Consider the following 15,639-nt stretch of genomic DNA (forward strand, 5'->3'; position numbering starts at 1 on the left):
ACTTCACCTTCCCTTAATTAAAATAACTTCATGACTGCGGTTAGATAATCGTTCGGCTCCATCCTTTGTAATAACAAAAACATCTGACATATAGGCTGATTTATTCATTTCCCGATTCATTATTTGTGGATGGAAACTAATAACCATCCCTTCTTGCAAATACAACAGCTGTTCATCATCACCTGTAGGCACCTCTACCCCTATGAATGAAAGCTCAGCTGGTCTGGCAACAAATGGGCGCTCAATAACATCCATACCAATGGCGTGTCCAGTCAAATGACCACATAAAGCACCTTCTGCTGCAGCAATTTTTTCTACTTCTGCTTGAATGTCGGTTACTTTTACACCTGGTTTCATCGCGTGTTCAGCGTACTCAATTCCTTTGGCAACGAGGCCTGCCATTTTTTCCATTTCCACATCACGTTCTCCAAAACAAAACATCCGTGAATGTTCCACCCAGTGTCCCGAAGGTCCAGTAATTTCAAGGGAGACGATCAGATAATCATTTTCTTTAATAACTCGAGGTCTTGGATTTAAGAAGTACGGTTCAACCTCGCCTGGGTTCTCACTTGAAAGTGTAAGGAATAGTGTATCCTTCGCTCCCAGCGCATGGACAGTGGAATAAGCAACTGAAACCGCTTCCTCTTCTGTCATTCCACTCCTAATATTTTCAATAATTTTATCAAAGCCTTCTTCGATGATCCGATTGGCCTCTTTGATTCCATTAATTTCAGCTTCACTCTTAATAGAGCGAACTTCTTCAAACGCAATACTGGCATCCTCCCATTGAATTTCCGGGAGCTCTCGTTGTAAAAACTTAAAATCCTCTAATTTCATTGTATTATTCAATCCAACAACGCCAATTTTCCCATTTTGCACATTGTGTTGTTTTAACCTTCTGACTACTTCGAGTGCTTCATGGTCCTTAGGAAACAATGTATCCGGCACTCGGCGATCTGTACACCAATGCAATCCTGATGGAAGAATTTGATACTGGGTATCATCTAAAATAAGACCATATCCATATCGGTGAATTAAATGATTATCAAATAAGTATCGCAATGAACCTTTTTTGCCTAGATAAGAGTCAGCTACAAATAATAGAGCTTTATATTCTTTTTTCTTTAAGAGAGATCTTACTTGGCTTAATCGATACTCCCTTTCTGATTTTTCAACAGTAATAATCACCGTTTGCACCCCTTTTCCAATTTTGTTAATTTTCAAAATATTAAAAATGAATAATTGAATAATAGTCCATCATTGTATCAATTGTAAATAGCTTTAAATGTTCATTATTTTTACATTTAAAGGTGTTGTTATATATGTATATTAAAACTTTAAATAAATTAAATTTTCAGTAGCTTACAATCCTTTTTCTTGCTCCCTTTTCATGAAGTTGCAGTTGAAAATTAATTTTTCACAGTAATTATTTTTTTACAAATTAGCCTGTGAAAATAGTCTTAACTTTAATATTTTTGATTTTGAATTTTTGAAATATTATAATTACCATATCTACTACAATTGTTTTAAAAATTTACATTTAGAATATTTTCAAAAAATCAAAGATTGAGAGGATGGCCATGACATTAAAACATAAAAAACTATTAACCTTATCGGAACAAATTGCAGATCAAATAAGAACTGCCGTTATTAACAGAGATTTAAACCCTGGCGACAAGCTTCCTTCCGAACAGGAGCTGGCCGATCAATTTCAAGTAAGCAGACCGACCATTCGTGATGCCATTAAAATTTTAAGTGCATCTAAATTAATTGTGACAAAATCAGGGGCAAAGGGAGGACATTTCGTTTCCGAAATTAATCTGAATGATCTTGTAAGTGATATTAGTGATTTTATTACCCTTTCACTTAGCCTTGAAGGTATGACGATAGATGAAGTAATCGAAGTAAGAGAAACTGTCGAATTAAAAGCATGTTCCTTGGCAGCTTTAAGGAGGACAGAAGCTGATCTAAAAAATTTAAAGGCATGCCTCCCAAGTAAAGAAGTCACGCTCTCTGATCAGCATTTTTATGAACAAGATTTTAAGTTTCATGAAGCCATTGCCGAAGCGACTCATAATCGTATGGTTATTACTACGATAAAAGCGATCACATTGTCGTTAACACCTTACTTTACAAATATGGATTGCCCTGCTGAATTAAAGAAAGGGTTGATCTTGGACCTTTTTGGAATTTTTGAGGCGATTGAACAAAAAGATTCAAAATTGGCTGCTGAAAGAATGAAACAGCATATTCATCATTTTAGCAATTTCGTTAATGATTTCTCTTCATCCAGTTTATAAAAATAGAATATAAATATGGGGTGTTCAGTCGAATTTCGACTGATACACCGTTTTTTTATATTCAATCCTTCCCAACCATATAAATATTTACTTTTTTTCTTGTTGTTTCTTCTACCTTTTTTATTATGATGCGGAGCTCCTGCTTCGATATATCAGGAGACAGTAAAATTCCGATAACCGTGCCACTATGCGCAATTACTACTCCACCGTTATTTTCTTCTGCTATTTTAACTATTTCCTCGAAGAAAGGTTTGGCTAACCGTTTTTCGTTAATTTTTGCACTCATTGTTACAGCTTCGAATATGAAGGAAAGTTCTTTTTTCTGCATACCCTCCTTTAATAAATATAGGGCCTTTGAGAATAATTGTTTTTCCTCAGTACTATAGTTTTTTGGAATTTGATTAAAAATAGTACTTTCTACCGTTCCCCCCGTATCGATTCCAAGTAAAATCATTCTTGGAAGTTGTCCAATTACTTTAATTAACCGACCGTTAATATAATCATAGGCAACCAATTCCGAATACATAATTCCATCAGTAGGCTCGATCGTGCTGGTGATTTCTGAAAGAACACTTTCATTAATCGGCAATGAATGTGTCTGTGCTACAGCTCGAAGACTTGCCATTAAATCAGCGGAAGAACTTGCCATTCCCTTACCTTCTGGAAGATCAGAGGTTATTAAAAGTTTACCGCCAGTCTGAATATTATACTTACGTAATAATAATTGACAGGCCCGTTCTGATTTTGGTTTTGCGCTTAAGGACAAGATTGATATTTTTTCTGATTTTGGGTTTGGAAGAAATAAAGCTGAACTTCCCATTTCAATCGGCAATGAAACTAAAAAAGGAGAATCACCGATGACCCCCTGGATAAGCTCTCCAAATGTACCGTTGCATTTTCCTACTCCAAGCTTCATACCAAAACACCCACTAGAACTCCCAAGAGAATCATTCCAATAAAAACATTGACAGATGTTTTCATCATCTTAACTGTTTTTAGGATATCATCTGCCTGCAATGGTCTATGTGAGTCTCCCATTACAGCCCGGTGGGAAGGAATCCCTTTATAATAGTTGGTTCCCCCAAGTTGGATTTGAAGGGCACCTGCAACTGCCGATTCAGGTATACCGCTGTTAGGACTCGGATGGAGCTTCGCATCTCTTATGATAATCGTTAATGCTTTTTTTGCATCTAATCGTAACAACAAACTTGCCACAATCAGCAATAATCCTGTGATTCTTGCAGGAATAAAATTTAATATATCATCAAGCCTAGCGGAAGCCCAGCCTAGGTCTTTGTATTTTTCATTTTTATAACCAATCATCGAATCTAATGTATTCGTTGCTCGGTAAGCCATAGCCAGTGGGGCACCACCTATTAACGCAAAAAACAAAGGCGAGATGATAGCATCTACAATATTTTCAGCTACGGTTTCAACCGTACCTCTAGTGATCTCCACCTCACCTAGATTCTCTGTATCTCTTCCCACAATCATAGATAACGAGTAGCGCGCTTGTTCCAAGTCCTTTTTACCAAGCAAATGATAGATTCCTAAACCAGCATCTGCTAATCCTTTTGTCGCGATTGTAGAAGAGATAAGTATGATTTGGATGAATAAAAATAAGAACGGATGAACTAGTTTACTAAGCTCTAATAGTAAAGAAACGATCAAGTAGGTTCCCCCTACAATCAATAAAGGAAATAGTAATCCAGCCATCTTCAAATTTTTAAATTCGCACTTTCGAATTATCTTTTCCAGTTTAGAGATGCAATTTCCAATTAGCACAACTGGATGAGGCAGGGCTCTCGGGTCTCCAATGAGTCGGTCAAAAATATAGGCAATTATGATAGAGATTGATAATAACATTTAGATATTCCCCTTATGCTTCCATATATTCCTTATCACATCAACTTCAAGAATGAGCCCTTCCCCATGGCGGATGTTTTGAACATTCCAGAATTGCGATTCATCATGGAGAAGCCATTTACTCAAAATCCACCGTATTGGACCGCCATGACTAACAACCAAACAATCCTCTCCACCATTTGAAAAAATGATCTGCTTAACCCAGCGGTCAACTCGAGCCCCTAATTCGGTAAGGGTTTCCCCATTTGGAGGTGAGTACTCAAACGGATTTGAAATCCAACGATGAAGACCAACAGAATTCTTTTCATTTAATTCATCATATGTATGACAATCCCAATCACCGAAATGAAGCTCCCTAAGGTCCGGGTATACCTTTAAATCCAGTGAAAAAGCATGGCAGATGATTTTACTTGTTTCAACCGCCCGCAACAAATCGCTGCTATAACAAATTCCCCGTGCTTCCAGTTTTTTCAGACTTTCAGCCAAGCCTTCCACCTGCTCTCTGCCCGTACTATTTAATGGAGAATCGAAGTGCCCCAGATAGCGATTTTCTTTGTTTTCATCTGTTTGTCCGTGCCTGATCAAGATGATGCGCATACTATAAAATCCTTCCAATTAATAGATATAAAAACAGAAAATTAACCTCAGCCCATTCAATGATCGCACCATAACAGTCACCAGTTAATACCTTAAGTTTTTTATAAATATTAACTAAAAATAGAAAGTTTAATAAAGCGGACACTAAAATAACGATGACTCCCATCAAATCAACTAAATAATAGGTCAGGAGCAAAATCCATAGTGAATGAAATAATATCGTAAAATGGGAAATATATTTTCCTAATCCGTCAGCGATACCATTTTGGCGATACGGCCAATATTTAATAGCAGGTAAAATAATAAATCTTCCTAATAACGGTGCAAGCAGAAGTGGTATAACTACCCCCTGCTTTATTAATTCATAGGTAACAATCATTTTACCACCAATCAATAAAATCGCCGCAATGACACCCATAGCGCCAACTCGGCTATCCTTCATTATTTCAAGCATTTGCTCGCGCGTTCGACTGCTTCCTAGCCCATCCGCTAAATCCATCCAGCCATCTAGATGTAGTCCACCGGTAAGAAAAATCCAAAACAACACGATACAAAAGGCTGTGATCGTTTCCGGTAAGAAAAAGTGAAGCCCTTTGGCTACTATTAATAGGAAAACACCAATAATGGCACCAACAATCGGATAGTAAGCGGGGCTTTTTTCCCAATTTTCTTTTGTAAAAGAAATATTTGGAATCGGAATTCTAGATAAAAAAGCTATGGCACTGAACAAAGGCTTCAACATGGCTTGATCCTCAAAGGTATCCCAGACATAACCGCATACACCTCGTCCGCTTGTTCGGCAATAAGTTGGTTGATTTCTCCCAATACATCTTGAAAAAAGCGTCCAAGCGGAGACATGGCCACGCCTCCTAAGCCTGTTTCGCTCGTCACGATAATAATGGAACAATTAATCTCAGATATATGGACTAACCATTCTTTTGTTTCTTGCAAAATCGCAGCTGGATATTCAGGGTTTTTAAGCTGATCCTCGGGAATTCGAATACATTGATTGGATACCCATGTATCTATACTATCTACTAGAATACAATCATAAGATTGATAGCTGTGAATTCCGTTAAGCAGATTATATGGTTCCTCTAGTAATCCCCATTCCTTTGGACGCCTAATCTGATGTTTATTAATTCTTTGTTCCATTTCATGGTCAATACTTACTCCAAAGGCAACATATAAAACAGAGGGGCTTACCTCTTTGGCCTGCGTTTCAGCAAATCTACTTTTCCCTGAGCGAACTCCTCCGGTTACAAGAGTTATTGTCATTTTATTTCGCCCCAATTCTTAACAACTTTCTCTAGTACCTCAAGAAATTGATTATTTTCTTTCCTTGTACGAACAGCAATACGGAAATCCCGCTCTGATAGTCCCGGGTACATCGAGCAGGAACGAATCATAATTCCATGCTGCCCCATTTTTGATTGCAACTCATTTGCCGTCATTGAAGCCGGAAGTCTTACTAATAGAAAATTAGCCGTACTAGGTAATACCGTAAAATTAAACTCTTTTTCAAGTCTTTCTATTAAATAAGCTCTTTCACTTTCAATAAACGCGATTGTTTTTTCTGCATATCCACTTTCCTGAAGGCATGCTTCACCCGCGATCAATGCAAGACTATTTACACTCCAAGTTACTTGCTTCCTCTTAAGCAGGAGTGCCACTTCCTCCGAACAAATCGAATAGCCCAAGCGCAGACCCGGAATCGCATAAAATTTAGTCATCGATCTTATGATAATAATATTTGGAAAATGATTCAATTCATCTAAAATCGTATAATTCTCCTGAACAGGAACAAAGTCGATAAACGCTTCATCGATAACAAGATATGTATTCGTATTCCTGGCTTGCATTGCTAGGCTTCTTAGCTCTTCCTTCGTATATAGAATACCGGTCGGATTATTCGGTTGACCGATAAAAACTAAATCTACTTTATCTAGTAACTGATATAAATCAGACATTTCTGGTTTAAAATTATTTTCTATACAACCAAAACACGGCTCAATCGTTGCACCCAATGTACTAGATAAGGTTGTATATTCTGAAAAAGATGGGTAGACAATACCAACTAATTTGGGCTGAAGGGCAAGTAGAACGAGTGCCATACATTCAGCAGCCCCATTCCCGATCACTAGCTGTTCTTCTGAAATACTTAGCTTTTCGGCAAGCCTAGTACTTAAGCAGCGATGAACCGGATCCGGATAATGAACAATAGTATGTATGTTATCTATGATGGCCTTCATCGCACTTTCCGGTGGGCCAAAGGGATTAATATTGGCACTAAAATCAAGAATCTGGTCTTGAGGTATACCAAAAAGGTTTTGTGCCGTTAATAGATCTCCGCCATGGCCATGCTTTTCAATGATTGCCATTAAAATTCAATTCCCTTCACTGCCGGAATTCCTTCATCATAATAATGCTTAATTGGTTTCATTTCCGTGACTAAATCTGCCGCTTCAATAATTTCATTCTTTGCAGCTCTTCCTGTTAAAACAATATGCATCGTTCCACGATACTTCTCAATAAAATCAAGGACTTCCTTTAATGGAAGAACATCGTCAATAGGGAATGTATCGATCGCTAGAGCATTATTAATCTCATCTAATATTAACACATCATAGGACCCACTTGAGACTTTTTCCTTTACAAATGCCCATGCATTTTTTAGCGCTTCACGATGTTCCTCTGGAGTCTTTGTCCATGTAAAACCAGAACCTTTTTGATAAATCTCAATACCAATTTTCTCTAATGCAAGCTGTTCTCCATATGTTCGCTCCGGTGATTTAATGAATTGGACCATCAAAACTTTTTTTCCTCTTCCTGTTGCACGAACTGCCAAGCCGAGGGCCGCAGTCGTTTTCCCTTTGCCATCTCCTGTATATACTAGAACTAATCCATTAGATTTACTCATTTTACAACCTCTCCTTCCCCTTGTTCCTGAAACCACTTAATTTTTTCTCTTAACCTAACAACCTCACCAACGACAATGATCGCAGGATGGCTAATACCGGCTTTATCTACAATTTCCTCTATTGTTGATAAGTCACCTGTCACGGTATGCTGTAATTCTGTTGTCCCCCACTGGATAACCGCAACCGGTGTGGTCGGACTTTTACCATGCTGTATAAGTTTAGCACAAATTTGGGATAAGTTGGCAACTCCCATATAAAAAGCAATCGTGTCACTACCCCCGGCCAAGGCTGACCAATTAATTCCAGCCACTCCATTATCTTCTTTAGCGTGTCCCGTAACAATCGTAAAGGAAGTAGCGTAGTCACGGTGAGTGACTGGTATTCCCGCATAGGCAGGAGCAGCTATTCCAGAGGTCACTCCAGGAACGATTTCAAACGGGATTCCGTGCTCGGCCAACACCTCAGCTTCTTCCCCAACTCTCCCAAAAACACAAGGATCTCCACCTTTTAACCTCGTAACACTTTTCCCACTTTTGGCTTTTTCAATTAATAAATCATGAATCTCTTCTTGTATTAATGCATGTTTACCGGGTAACTTGCCAACGTATATCAGCTCTGCCCCCTCTTTTGCGTAGGATAACAGCTCTTTGTTTATTAAACGATCATAAGCAATTACATCAGCCTTTTTGATACATTCCATACCATATAAGGTCATTAGTTTAATATCCCCCGGACCTGCACCAACAAGAAAAACTTTTCCTTTTTTCATTCTGAATCCCTCCTTTTCAACATTAACTTATTTATTAGTTGATCCCTTTTCTCGTATTGCTGCTCTATTGTTAAAGATAGAAATCGCTCATCAAGGAGCTGTGTGAGCAATTCCGTTCTTTCTTTTAGGTTCGAGATGTTTTTTTGAATGAATCTACGAGTTTCAAAGAGAAAATCAAGATATCCCTCATAATCCTCATCATATTTACTGGCCAATTCTTTCACGATTTTTTTTGCAAGACCTGGACTTGCTCCTGAGGTTGAAACTGATATCGATAGTTTCCCTCGATGCAATGTAGAGGGAACAAAAAAATTACTTCCCTCTGGATCATCAACAACATTAATTAACTGATGCGGCCTACTAGCCTTTAAAACCCGCTGATTAACAGTTCTTTCATTTGTTGCAGCAACTATGAGAAGCGCATCCTTAATATCATCATCTTCGAAGTATTTCTTTTTCCAGTTTATTTTCGTGGTTGCCAGCCATGATTGGATGGTGGCGGTAGCAACTGGACTTATAACGTTTATAACGGCTCCCGTATCAAGTAAATTATGAATCTTTCTTTCGGCTACCGTTCCCCCACCTATCACGACAACTTGCTTACCTGCAAGCTTTAAAGTAATCGGATAATTTTTCAGGCGACTCTCTCCCATACTCTTACTCTTTGCTCGAAACTCCAGCTGACTCGAAAGTAGCCATTTCTTTTATCATTAATGTTGCAGATTGAAGAATTGGAAAGGCAACGGCTGCACCAGTTCCTTCTCCCAATCGCATCCCTAAATCTATTAATGGTTGTTTTTCTAATAGTTGTAGTGCCAGCAAGTGGCCAGGTTCTGCAGAGCGATGACCTACAATCATATAGTCTCCAGCGGCAGGATTTATTGCTTTTGCGACCAATGCTGAAATCGTTGAAATAAACCCATCAACAAGAATTGGCACTCTATTTTGGGCTGCTGCCAGCATCGCCCCTGCCATTCCAGCAATTTCAAGTCCACCCACCTTTGAAAGAACATCAATTGGATCCGATGGATTTGGCTTTCTTTCAGCTAAAGCTTTTTCAATTACCTGTTGCTTCAGGAGTAACTTTTCATCCGATATACCTGTTCCTCTTCCAATCAAATCACCTACAGAATCTACTCCGTTAAGTGCTGCTAACATCGCACTACTTGTTGTTGTATTACCAATTCCAAGTTCACCTAAGATGATACATTTGGCACCTTCTTGGATAACCTCTTCACATTGACTAAAACCGATTTCGAGTGCTTGTTCAACCTCGTTTCTTGTCATCGCCTCTTCAACCAAAAAGTTCCCTGTTCCGTACCGGACCTTTTTTTGAATGACTCCGGTATCTTCTATATCACTTGCAACACCTATATCAATCACTCTTTGAATTGCACCAATTTGTCTGCCAAACACATTGATACCTGCTCCACCACCAAGGAAATTGAGGATCATTTGAGCTGTTACTTCCTTTGGATAAGCGGATACTCCTTCAACAGCAACACCGTGGTCAGCAGCAAACACTAATATTCCTGGTGGAGTAACTGTCGGAAATGGAGTGCCGGTTATTTCTCCTAGCTGAACTGCCAGTTCTTCTAATCTACCGAGGCTTCCGACCGGCTTTGTTAAGGTCTGAATATAGTTAAATACGGTTTTCCCCATCTCAGCATCTATGTTAGGAATGTTTGAATACTTTGTTTCGATTGTCATTTCGATACACCTCTTGTTTGAAATTCTTCCATTTTTTTATAAATATAATCTAACTTCACATGCTCTCTAATATGACTTGCAAGATGGTCGAAGGCATCTTCTCTAAGTTGATTAAAAGAGATACGCCCATGTACAGCTTCAAGTCCTTTCATTTTTCGCACTTCATTAATAAATTTCTCTCTAAATAAATCATTATGAAAAATACCATGAAAATACGTTCCCATAACCATCCCATCGTTGCCCACACAACCATCAGATCGGCCCTTCATTACAATCAAAGGAGTATATGTATCCCCATATGTAGACTGTCCCATATGTATTTCATAGCCTTCTACTAGAATATCAAAGCCACCAAAACTTATAAGACCCTCCGATAAAGTGGTCGTTTTCTCTTTTGTAATCGTTGTTTGTATCGGTAATAACTGCAAACCTGTTTCAAAAGAAATACTTGATTCGATATGATTCGGATCCGTGATGGATTCTCCCAACATTTGATATCCACCGCAAATGCCAACTACTTTTGTTCTTCCGCTCTTATAAACGGAAATAATTTTGCCCATTAACCCTGTTTCTTTTAAAAATCTCAAATCTTCAATCGTATTCTTACTTCCAGGAAGAATAATAATATCTGGTTGCTTTAATTGTTCAGGCTTCGTTATAAAGCGAACATGACAGTCTGGCTCACGAATGAACGGATCAATATCTGTAAAGTTTGAAATCATCGGATAACGAACGACCGCAATATCGATTTCCTTTGTAGGATCCTCTTCATGGGAGTATCGATTTAAAGCAACCGAGTCCTCGGCATCTATAGTAAGATTATGAATATAAGGAATCACCCCTAAAATAGGAACCCCCGTATATGCTTCAAACCAATCAAGACCTGGAGTTAATAGCGATAAGTCACCACGGAATTTATTGATGATGACTCCGATTACCCGTTTACGGTCTTCCTCAGAAAGAAGCTGCAAGGTACCTACTAAACTGGCAAAAACACCACCCTTTTCAATATCTCCAACTAAAATAACCGGAGCATTGGTCAAGTTCGCAACACGCATATTAACAAGCTCTCGATCATTTAAATTGATTTCCGCAGGGCTCCCTGCCCCCTCAATGACAATTCGATCATAGTTTTCTGAAAGCTTTGCGTAGGAATCTTTAATCAATTGCAGTCCTGTTTCAAAAAAATCTTTCCGATAACTTCCTGCTTCCATATTTCTATATGGTTTCCCATGAACAACAATTTGTGACTCCTGGTCACGAGTCGGTTTAATTAGAATCGGATTCATATCTGTTGTGGCGATTGTCTTAGCTGCCTCTGCCTGAACACCTTGGGCTCTGCCGATTTCTTTTCCATCCAACGTTATGTAAGAGTTAAGTGCCATATTTTGTGATTTAAATGGGGCTGTTTTATAACCATCTTGATAGAAAATTCTACAAAGGCCCGTCGTTATTATGCTTTTTCCAGCATCAGAATGAGTACCTTGAATCATGATTGGAAGTGCTTTTTTCATTTTCCCTTCCACTCCTCACATTTTCGAATCCAATTTCCGACCATCTCCGGACAGGATGCAAAATGAAAATGAGTATACCCTGAGATGAGATTATAGTTCATATAGCCTTCCTCTTTTAACCCTCTCATCCCTTTTGTTTGGTAGGCATAACCGATTGGTTCACTTGGCTCGAAGGTGGAATAATGAAATTCATGCCCTTTTGCTTCCAAATTGGGACTCAGCAAAAAATTATTATCTGCCCCTTTTATTTGTCGGTAACCTAAAGCAGCCAGCCTTTTTTGCATTTTAACTTTTCCCGGAATAAGGCCGACCATTGGAAAAACATCTCCTGAATTCGTTTCAATCGACTCTGCTAAAAACATAAACCCGCCGCACTCAGCCAGTGTTGGGAGCCCTTTTTCAATTCCATCCTTAATAGATTTTCTAACTTCTTCTAAACTACTAAGCTGTTCAGCAAACTCTTCTGGAAAGCCGCCTCCCAAATATAAACCGTGAATATTCTCAGGCAATCCTTCCCCGTTTAATGGGGAAAAGTAAACAAGCTCAGCTCCTTCGGCTTCAAGAAGTTCAAGATTTTCTTGATAATAAAAATTAAAGGCGGCATCTTTAGCAATGGCGATCCGAATCCCTTTTTCAGCTTTATTATCAAAAAGATTCGTAGAGTACTCCTTGAGCTCGTTTGTTTTTGCCAATTGGTATAAAATATCTAGGTCTACTGTTGCTTCAATTAATTCACCAAGTTTATCAAAAAAAGAGTCTAGTTCTCCTCTTTCAATGGATGGTATTAACCCTAAATGACGTTCAGGTATTTCAATCATTTCGTTCTTTAATAAATAGCCGACTACCGGCACTTTACATTCTTGTTCAATCGCTGTTTTCACAAGTTTATAGTGACCTTCACTACCAACCCGATTGGCAATAACGGCAACAATATTGACGTTCGGTTCTAATAGTTGAAACCCTTTAACAATCGCGGCGGCACTTCGAGCCATACTGGCACAATTTACAATCAAAACTACCGGTGACTCGGTAATGATGCTAATCTCAGCTGTACTGCCACTGTTGTTTATTGGGTCCTTGCCATCATAAAAACCCATTACGCCTTCAATAATTGAAATATCTGCACCCTCAGATCCTCGGGCAAATATATCTTTAAGTAAATCATGCGAAATCATCCAGCTATCAATGTTACGGGAAACTCTACCAGTAACAGCACTATGATAGGAAGGATCGATATAGTCAGGCCCACATTTGAAGCCCTGTACAGTTAGACCTCGCTTTTTGAAAGCTGCCATCAGTCCAATTGTTAAGGTTGTTTTTCCGACACCACTGCCTGTACCGCCGATTACGAGTCTACGATCTGACATCTTAACCTCTCCCTTTTTCATTTGCCAGTATACCCACTGAAATCGTAACATTTCCTGATTTTTTCTTCACTAATTCTAGTTTTTTCGTTTTACTATAAAGTAGTGCCGCAGGTTCACTTACACCATAGGCTCCGGTGTATTTATAGACCGTATCGGATGGATCACTAATTGCAACTTGATTTAGCTCTTCAGGAGTATATGTAATAAAATCCCATCCATATTTATTGATAATATCCAGAAAACCCTGCTCATCCTTTTTAAGATCAATCGTACAAATAGCCTTAACACTCTTTACAGAAAATTGTAGCTCCATTAGCGTTTCTTGAATGACTCCATCGATTTCCTCTGCACTCGTCCCCTTGTTACAACCCATTCCAAGCACAATCACCTTTGGCCTGTATAGAATACCGTTATCCAGGATGTCTTTTTCCTCATCCATTAATAAACGGTGTGTTATAACTAACGCTGCATTCGGGTTGTCTCTTTTCGCAAGTTTAATAGAGTCGTAAACTTTAATATTAGAAGGGAGTGGTTTCGAGTATTTCCACCAATTTAATTCCCCTGATTCCTGGACGACGGCAACCTTTTCTTCATTAACAACCGCTGCACTCACAGGTGTTAACTTCTCATCAGACTCATATTGCCATCCAAACTCGCGCCCAAAAATATCAACAGCAATCGTTTGGCCGACATCTGATGCCGTTGTGATAATAGGCCTTGCATGAATCATTTTGGCTATTTTCTCCGTTAATTGATTGGCACCACCTAAATGACCGGAAAGAACACTAATTACATTTTCCCCTTTATCATCGATAACGACAATGGCAGGATCCGTTTTTTTATCCTTCAAAAGTGGGGCTATCATTCTTACTACCGCTCCCAATGAAACTATTAAAACGAGACCTTTATAGCTTTCGAACAAGGTAGGTAACTGTAAACGAACACTGCCTGAGAACATTCCGATCGAACGTTCTTTTTCATCCCCTTGTTCAAACTTGCTCATGTAAAACAAATCAGCCTCAGGCCACGTGATATTATGTAAATCGCGGGCAAGCTTCACTCCGTGCTTTGTAATCGCAATAATGCAATAGTCTTTTTTATTATTCATCATTTTTCTAGTACACCTTTTCTAAAACCATGTGTAAATTCTTTATCATATAGTTTAGAGCGGTAATCTTTATCATGAATATCTTCGCTGAGTGCCCATCCTGCTAAAATCATCGCTTGCTTTCTAATCCCATTTTTTTGCATATCTGAATCAAGGTTCTCCAACGTAGTTCGAACAATTTTTTCATCAGGCCAAGTTGCTTTATATACCACAGCAACAGGGGTCTTTTCACTCCAACCCGCTTCTATAAATTCACGAACGATTTTCTTCGTTAGTGTGGCACTTAAAAATAAAGCAATTGTACAATGGTGGCTAGCAAGATCCTTAAGTTTTTCATACTTTGGGACTGGCGTTCTTCCTTCCGCTCTTGTCAGAATAACAGTCTGCGTTAAATCAGGAATCGTTAATTCAGCACCCACTCTGGCAGCTGAAGCAAATACAGAGCTGACGCCAGGAATGATTTCTACTTCTATATTCTGTTTTTTCAGTAAAGCGATTTGCTCCATAATCGCACCGTAAACGGCAGGATCTCCCGTATGGACACGAACGACCTTCTTCCCTTCTTGTGCGCGTAAAACCATATAGTCAACCATTTCCTCCAAATGCATGCCGGCCGTTTTGACGATTTCAGCTCCAGACTTTGACCTTTGAATTAATTCCTCATTTACTAAGGAATCGGCATACATGACAACATCCGCCTCTTCCAATAGTTTAAGTCCTTTTACCGTTATTAAATCAGGATCTCCAGGTCCTGCCCCAATAATATAGATCTTCACTTTCTCACCACCATTAACGATAAGTATTCTAAATCAACGTTACCTATCTCATTCAGATCCCAAATAATTTCCTCTTCAGACGTTACCTTCGTAACAACTGCTGCATTATTATACAAATCTAGTTCTTTTAATAGTTTTAGCATTGGCTTTATTACTTTAGCCACCTTAATAAAAACGACACAGTCATGCTCAAGTACGGCTTTTTTCATTTCCTCATATTGGTCTGTTGCAGGAACAATCGCGAATTTATCATCTCCATCAGCCAGTGGCAATCCAAGTCTTGAGGCTGCGCCATTGACTGACGATATTCCAGGAATGATTTTAATTCCTGCTTCAGGATAACGTTTTTTCATAAGCTTCATCATATGGATAAACGTACTGTACAACATCGGATCTCCCTCTGTTACAAAAGCGACGTCTTTTCCTACTGAGAGCTTCTCCCATACTAACTGGGCGGTGTTCGACCATTCTTTATCTAGTACCGCTTGATCCTTTGTCATTGGAAAAACAAGCCCAAGCATTTCTTTTTCATTTGGATTAATATACACATCAATAATCTTGTGGGCATAGCTTTTGCTCCCCATTCTGCTCTTTGGATAAGCAACCACGGGCGATTCCTTTAATATTCTAAAAGCTTTTACCGTAATTAGCTCCGGATCCCCGGGGCCCACCCCTACACCATATAATGTTCCGATCATTCCTGTTCTCCTC

The 15,639-nt window shown here is 38.9% G+C and carries 17 protein-coding genes; 1 reads left to right on the plus strand and 16 read right to left on the minus strand.

The window, feature by feature from the left end; genetic code table 11:
- Positions 1–3: 3 nt before the first annotated feature.
- Positions 4–1,188: a M24 family metallopeptidase gene (locus P9E47_RS14540; protein WP_003332178.1), complete on the minus strand. Its 1,185-nt coding sequence runs from the start codon at positions 1,186–1,188 to the stop codon at positions 4–6.
- Between the two features lie 392 nt (positions 1,189–1,580).
- Here P9E47_RS14540 and P9E47_RS14545 point away from each other — a divergent pair, with 392 nt between their 5' ends.
- Positions 1,581–2,300 (plus strand): FadR/GntR family transcriptional regulator, encoded by a 720-nt coding sequence (locus P9E47_RS14545; RefSeq protein WP_003332177.1) that lies wholly within the window; start codon positions 1,581–1,583, stop codon positions 2,298–2,300.
- A 61-nt stretch (positions 2,301–2,361) separates the two neighbouring features.
- On the opposite strand, the gene P9E47_RS14550 is transcribed toward P9E47_RS14545, so the two are convergent.
- The 15 genes from P9E47_RS14550 to cobI are packed head-to-tail and all read right to left on the minus strand — an operon-like array spanning position 2,362 to position 15,626.
- Complete coding sequence (locus P9E47_RS14550; protein ID WP_326163825.1) at positions 2,362–3,216, minus strand: GHMP family kinase ATP-binding protein; 855 nt, start codon at positions 3,214–3,216, stop codon at positions 2,362–2,364.
- A complete protein-coding gene (cbiB, locus tag P9E47_RS14555; protein ID WP_326163826.1) occupies positions 3,213–4,166 on the minus strand; it encodes an adenosylcobinamide-phosphate synthase CbiB in 954 nt (317 codons plus the stop codon). Before cbiB ends, P9E47_RS14550 begins: the two co-directional genes overlap by 4 nt.
- On the minus strand, positions 4,167–4,763 hold the full coding sequence (locus tag P9E47_RS14560; RefSeq protein ID WP_326163828.1) for a histidine phosphatase family protein: 597 nt from the start codon (positions 4,761–4,763) through the stop codon (positions 4,167–4,169).
- Between the two features lies 1 nt (position 4,764).
- Entirely contained in the window at positions 4,765–5,505 is a 741-nt protein-coding gene (gene cobS, locus P9E47_RS14565; RefSeq protein ID WP_326163829.1) for an adenosylcobinamide-GDP ribazoletransferase, read from the minus strand.
- Complete coding sequence (gene cobU, locus P9E47_RS14570) at positions 5,499–6,041, minus strand: bifunctional adenosylcobinamide kinase/adenosylcobinamide-phosphate guanylyltransferase (RefSeq protein ID WP_326163830.1); 543 nt, start codon at positions 6,039–6,041, stop codon at positions 5,499–5,501. Before cobU ends, cobS begins: the two co-directional genes overlap by 7 nt.
- Positions 6,038–7,144 (minus strand): threonine-phosphate decarboxylase CobD, encoded by a 1,107-nt coding sequence (gene cobD, locus P9E47_RS14575; RefSeq protein WP_003332170.1) that lies wholly within the window; start codon positions 7,142–7,144, stop codon positions 6,038–6,040. Before cobD ends, cobU begins: the two co-directional genes overlap by 4 nt.
- Positions 7,144–7,683, minus strand: a complete 540-nt coding sequence (gene cobO / locus P9E47_RS14580; protein WP_003332169.1) for a cob(I)yrinic acid a,c-diamide adenosyltransferase — start codon at positions 7,681–7,683, stop codon at positions 7,144–7,146. Before cobO ends, cobD begins: the two co-directional genes overlap by 1 nt.
- A complete protein-coding gene (gene cobA / locus P9E47_RS14585) occupies positions 7,680–8,453 on the minus strand; it encodes a uroporphyrinogen-III C-methyltransferase (RefSeq protein WP_003332168.1) in 774 nt (257 codons plus the stop codon). Before cobA ends, cobO begins: the two co-directional genes overlap by 4 nt.
- Complete coding sequence (locus P9E47_RS14590; protein ID WP_326163832.1) at positions 8,450–9,106, minus strand: NAD(P)-binding protein; 657 nt, start codon at positions 9,104–9,106, stop codon at positions 8,450–8,452. Before P9E47_RS14590 ends, cobA begins: the two co-directional genes overlap by 4 nt.
- A gap of 4 nt (positions 9,107–9,110) precedes the next feature.
- Positions 9,111–10,163 (minus strand): nicotinate-nucleotide--dimethylbenzimidazole phosphoribosyltransferase, encoded by a 1,053-nt coding sequence (gene cobT, locus P9E47_RS14595; protein ID WP_326163833.1) that lies wholly within the window; start codon positions 10,161–10,163, stop codon positions 9,111–9,113.
- Positions 10,160–11,677 carry a cobyric acid synthase gene (locus P9E47_RS14600; RefSeq protein ID WP_326163834.1) on the minus strand — a complete coding sequence of 506 codons (1,518 nt, stop codon included), beginning with the start codon at positions 11,675–11,677 and terminating at the stop codon, positions 10,160–10,162. Before P9E47_RS14600 ends, cobT begins: the two co-directional genes overlap by 4 nt.
- Complete coding sequence (locus P9E47_RS14605) at positions 11,674–13,044, minus strand: cobyrinate a,c-diamide synthase (protein WP_326163836.1); 1,371 nt, start codon at positions 13,042–13,044, stop codon at positions 11,674–11,676. The genes P9E47_RS14600 and P9E47_RS14605 overlap by 4 nt, the downstream gene beginning before the upstream one ends.
- 1 nt (position 13,045) lies before the next feature.
- Positions 13,046–14,155 (minus strand): cobalt-precorrin 5A hydrolase, encoded by a 1,110-nt coding sequence (locus P9E47_RS14610; RefSeq protein ID WP_326163837.1) that lies wholly within the window; start codon positions 14,153–14,155, stop codon positions 13,046–13,048.
- Positions 14,152–14,928: a precorrin-4 C(11)-methyltransferase gene (gene cobM, locus P9E47_RS14615; RefSeq protein ID WP_326163839.1), complete on the minus strand. Its 777-nt coding sequence runs from the start codon at positions 14,926–14,928 to the stop codon at positions 14,152–14,154. The genes P9E47_RS14610 and cobM overlap by 4 nt, the downstream gene beginning before the upstream one ends.
- The gene (cobI, locus tag P9E47_RS14620) at positions 14,925–15,626 is read right to left on the minus strand and encodes a precorrin-2 C(20)-methyltransferase (protein ID WP_326163840.1); all 702 of its coding nucleotides are present in this window, start codon (positions 15,624–15,626) and stop codon (positions 14,925–14,927) included. Before cobI ends, cobM begins: the two co-directional genes overlap by 4 nt.
- Positions 15,627–15,639: the final 13 nt, after the last annotated feature.

This window comes from Schinkia azotoformans (assembly GCF_035811335.1).
Taxonomy (GTDB): Bacteria; Bacillota; Bacilli; order Bacillales; family Bacillaceae_J; genus Schinkia; species Schinkia azotoformans.

What these genes read in the sequence shown, in the direction of transcription:
- P9E47_RS14545 (WP_003332177.1), top strand. Translation starts at nt 1,581, where the DNA reads ATGACATTAAAACATAAAAAACTATTAACCTTATCGGAACAAATTGCA.
- P9E47_RS14550 (WP_326163825.1), bottom strand. Translation starts at nt 3,216, where the DNA reads ATGAAGCTTGGAGTAGGAAAATGCAACGGTACATTTGGAGAGCTTATC.
- cbiB (WP_326163826.1), bottom strand. Translation starts at nt 4,166, where the DNA reads ATGTTATTATCAATCTCTATCATAATTGCCTATATTTTTGACCGACTC.
- P9E47_RS14560 (WP_326163828.1), bottom strand. Translation starts at nt 4,763, where the DNA reads ATGCGCATCATCTTGATCAGGCACGGACAAACAGATGAAAACAAAGAA.
- cobS (WP_326163829.1), bottom strand. Translation starts at nt 5,505, where the DNA reads ATGTTGAAGCCTTTGTTCAGTGCCATAGCTTTTTTATCTAGAATTCCG.
- cobU (WP_326163830.1), bottom strand. Translation starts at nt 6,041, where the DNA reads ATGACAATAACTCTTGTAACCGGAGGAGTTCGCTCAGGGAAAAGTAGA.
- cobD (WP_003332170.1), bottom strand. Translation starts at nt 7,144, where the DNA reads ATGGCAATCATTGAAAAGCATGGCCATGGCGGAGATCTATTAACGGCA.
- cobO (WP_003332169.1), bottom strand. Translation starts at nt 7,683, where the DNA reads ATGAGTAAATCTAATGGATTAGTTCTAGTATATACAGGAGATGGCAAA.
- cobA (WP_003332168.1), bottom strand. Translation starts at nt 8,453, where the DNA reads ATGAAAAAAGGAAAAGTTTTTCTTGTTGGTGCAGGTCCGGGGGATATT.
- P9E47_RS14590 (WP_326163832.1), bottom strand. Translation starts at nt 9,106, where the DNA reads ATGGGAGAGAGTCGCCTGAAAAATTATCCGATTACTTTAAAGCTTGCA.
- cobT (WP_326163833.1), bottom strand. Translation starts at nt 10,163, where the DNA reads ATGACAATCGAAACAAAGTATTCAAACATTCCTAACATAGATGCTGAG.
- P9E47_RS14600 (WP_326163834.1), bottom strand. Translation starts at nt 11,677, where the DNA reads ATGAAAAAAGCACTTCCAATCATGATTCAAGGTACTCATTCTGATGCT.
- P9E47_RS14605 (WP_326163836.1), bottom strand. Translation starts at nt 13,044, where the DNA reads ATGTCAGATCGTAGACTCGTAATCGGCGGTACAGGCAGTGGTGTCGGA.
- P9E47_RS14610 (WP_326163837.1), bottom strand. Translation starts at nt 14,155, where the DNA reads ATGATGAATAATAAAAAAGACTATTGCATTATTGCGATTACAAAGCAC.
- cobI (WP_326163840.1), bottom strand. Translation starts at nt 15,626, where the DNA reads ATGATCGGAACATTATATGGTGTAGGGGTGGGCCCCGGGGATCCGGAG.